The organism is Vallitalea maricola (assembly GCF_036985595.1).
GTDB lineage: Bacteria > Bacillota > Clostridia > Lachnospirales > Vallitaleaceae > Vallitalea > Vallitalea maricola.
This window is the reverse complement of record NZ_BTPU01000108.1, coordinates 1-3,995: the sequence shown is the minus strand read 5'-3', so window position 1 is coordinate 3,995 and position 3,995 is coordinate 1. Positions and strand designations below refer to the sequence as shown.

2 protein-coding genes are annotated in these 3,995 nt (G+C 32.6%); both read right to left on the bottom strand.

Annotation, left to right across the window (positions count from 1 at the left end):
- Positions 1 to 56 precede the first annotated feature (56 nt).
- On the bottom strand, positions 57 to 1,280 hold the full coding sequence (gene hydF / locus AACQ14_RS22990; RefSeq protein WP_339365890.1) for a [FeFe] hydrogenase H-cluster maturation GTPase HydF: 1,224 nt from the start codon (positions 1,278 to 1,280) through the stop codon (positions 57 to 59).
- 33 nt (positions 1,281 to 1,313) lie between these two features.
- Positions 1,314 to 3,995, bottom strand: a 2,682-nt coding sequence (locus AACQ14_RS22985) for an acyl-CoA dehydratase activase-related protein (protein WP_339365889.1), incomplete at its 5' end; no start/stop codon positions are given.

Genomic DNA, 3,995 nt, shown 5'->3' with positions numbered 1-3,995 from the left:
ACCAGTACTGATTTATTGGCTATTAAAATTACTATTATTAGTTTATACTACCTTCCTCAAAGACCATACTTTACTAATGGAAATGGCTGGATAGTTCTTTCTAATATACCTTTTACATAAGCGATAAGTACACCATAATTAACTATAGGTATATTATTATCTAGTGCTACTTTGATTCTATGCTGTACTTCTCGTCTATTCAACATACATCCACCACAATGAACTATTAGGGAATAATCCGTTAGATTGCTAGGATATTTAAAACCACTAGAAAATTCAAATTTTATATCTTTACTTGTATATTCTTTAATCCATCTAGGGATTTTTACAGTACCAATATCATCTGATTGTCTATGATGAGTACAACCTTCAGCAATTAATACCTTATCTCCATCTTTTAATGATTCTAATTTCTTAGCACCTTCTATTAAATTGACTAAATCTCCCTTGTATCTTGCAAATAATATGGAAAAGGAAGTGAGCATAATATCATCAGGCGTATCCTTTGATACCCTCTCAAAAACTTGAGAATCAGTAATAACAATTTTAGGTTTCTTGCCAATGTTTTCAATGGTCTCTTTTAATTTGTACTCCTTGGTCACAATAGAGATTGCATCATTATCTAATATATCTCTTATTACTTGCTGTTGAGGTAAAATAAGTCTACCTTTTGGTGCGGCTGTGTCAATAGGAACTACTAATACTACAAAATCACCTGGTTCAATAATATCTCCAACCAATTCATGTCCTTTATCATTATCAGGAAGTAGTCTAATAATTTCATTCTTGAGCTCTTCTATACCTTTATTCTCTATGGCTGATACTGGAATTAGTTTAAGAGACAACTCTTTTTCCATTGATTTCAATTCTTCTTTAGATATATTTTTGATGTCTGTTTTATTGACTACACCTGCCACAGGTATCTTTTTATCTTTTATGCTATTCAAAATGCCTTTTTCAAAATCTGTGATTCCTGATTCTGCATCAATGGTTAATATTGCTAGATCCGTCTTATTAAGAACGTCCAACGTCTTTTTCTTTCTAAGTTCTCCCAATTCACCTTCATCATCCAGTCCAGCTGTATCAATAATTACAACTGGACCTATTGGAAGTATTTCCATAGCCTTATATACTGGATCTGTAGTAGTTCCTTTTACTGATGATACTAATGCTATATCTTGATTTGTTATAGCATTAATAATACTGGATTTTCCTGCATTCCTTTTTCCAAATAGCGCAATATGCACTCTATCTCCTCTAGGTGTCCTATTCAAACTCATAGCCTGCCTCCTTGTGTCCATTATGGATTATATCTATAATGCAAGTAATTCTTTATCATCTTTCTTTTCTTTGTCCTTCTTATCTATATACTTATCAATAACTTTATCTTCATTTTTTTCTTCAAGGTTACTCTTAGCTACAGATAACATTAATTTTATTCTATTCAATTGATTTACTTCACTAGCACCTGGATCATAGTCTATAGCTACTATATTAGCTCTTTTGTATTTTTTTCTAATTGGTTTAATCATTGATTTACCTACTACATGATTAGGCAAACATGCAAATGGCTGTACGCAGACAATATTTTCTACGCCTTCTTTAACTAACTCTACCATTTCTCCTGTCAAGAACCATCCCTCACCAGTTTGGTTACCAAGAGATATTAACTCTTCTGCATATATTGCTTTTTCATCAATTGAAGATGGTGCTCTGAAGCGTTTACTATTTTTTAGCGCTTTCTTAGATGTTTCCCTGTACATCTCAATAACTTTTATAGCTATTTTACTAAGAGTCCAACCTTTCTTGGTTCCATTTAGCTTCTCATATTTGAATTTGTTGTTATAAGCACAATACAAGAAGAAATCTAATAAATCTGGTACACTAGCTTCAGCACCTTCTTTTTCTAGTGTTTCAACTAGATTGTTATTTCCAATTGGATGATACTTAATAAGTATTTCCCCAACCACTCCAACTTTTGGTTTCAATATATCTCTTATTGGGAGTTCATCAAACTCTTTAACAATACCTTTTATATTTTTTTTGAATTCATGTATTCTGCCGTTTTCAACATTTTTGAGTGCCTTTTGCTTCCATTTATCATATAGTTTATCAGCTGATCCTTTTACTTTTTCATAAGGTCTTGTTGCATATAGTACCCTCATTAAAACATCACCGTATATTGTTGCTACAAGAGCTCTATGTATTAAAGGTAGTGTAAATTTGAATCCTGGATTAGTTTCGAGTCCAGATGCATTAATTGATACAACAGGAACACTATTAATGCCTAAATCATCTAAAGCTTTTCTTATGAATCCTATATAATTAGAAGCTCTACATCCTCCGCCTGTTTGAGTAATGAATACAGAAGTATTATTTAAATCATATTTACCTGATTTTAATGCCTTGATAATCTGACCTACAACTAATATGGATGGATAACATGCATCGTTATTTACATGTTTCAAACCTTCTTCAACTGCACCTGGGTCCACATGTGGAAGTATAACTACATTATAGCCCATTTTCTTTAACCCTGCTTCAAAAAAGTCAAAATGCATAGGTGACATTTGAGGCGCTAATATAGTATGGTTCTTTTTATCTTCTTTTGTAAACACTACCCTGTCATGGTTAATCTGTTTTTTCACAGGTTGAATACCACTCTTATCCCTTTCATCTAGGGCAGCTTTTAGAGAACGCATTCTTATTCTTATAGCACCCAAGTTATTACCTTCATCTATCTTAATTAAAGTATATATTTTACCATGTTCACCGAGTATATCGTGAACTTGGTCTGCTGTAACTGCGTCAACTCCACAACCGAAAGATGTTAGCTGAACAAGTTCAAGGTTACCTTTCTTGCCCACAAATTCAGCAGCATCATATAATCTTGAATGATAAGCCCATTGATCCAATACTCTAAGAGGTCTTTTAACATTGCCTAGATGACAAATAGAATCCTCTGTCAATATAGCCATACCTAAATCTGTTATTATATTAGTTAATCCATGATTGATTTCTGGATCTATATGATAAGGTCTTCCAGCTAACACAATTCCTCTATTACCTGTTTCATCCAAGTATTTTACAACTTCTTCTCCCTTTTTCCTTATGTCATTTCTGACATTCATCTTTTCTTTCCAAGCTAAACCAGCAGCTTGATAAATCTCTTCTTTGCTAATACTACTGCCTTCTAATTCTTCTGCTAACCTTTCTGCTAGACGTTCCTCATTATCCATAGGTAAAAACGGGTTAAGAAATTTAATATTTTCATTTTCTAGGTCTTCTACATTATGTTTTATGGTTTCAGGATAAGATGTAACTATTGGGCAGTTAAAATGATTGTCTGCACCTTTTATTTCTTTTTCTTCATATGGTATACATGGATAGAATATTGTCTTAATCCCTTTTCTTATAAGGTGCATAATATGTCCGTGTACAATCTTAGCTGGATAACAAGCTGACTCTGATGGTATTGTTTCAATACCTTCCTCATATAATTTTTTAGTTGAACTAGGTGATATAATTACCCTATAGCCTAGTTTAGTAAAGAAAGTAAACCAATATGGGTAATTTTCGTATAGATTCAATACTCTTGGAATACCTATAGTACCCCTTTTAGCTTCTTCTTCACTTAATGGTTTATAATCAAATAATCTTTTATATTTGAAATCATATAGGTTAGGGATATTCTTGCTTTTCTTCTCTCCTCCCGCACCTCTTTCACATCTATTACCAGATATGTGTTCTCTTCCACCTGGGAATTTGTTAATTGTGAGTAAACAATGATTATTACACAAAGGGCATCTTTTCATATCTGTTTCAAATGTAAATGAATCTATCTGATCTGCTTGTAATAAAGTACTTTCTAGACCATTATCTCTTTCTTTTGCGATTATCGCAGCACCAAAAGCACCCATTATTCCTGCTATGTTCGGTCTTATAACTTCTCTTTCCGATATTATTTCAAAAGCTCTTAGTACTGAATCATTGTA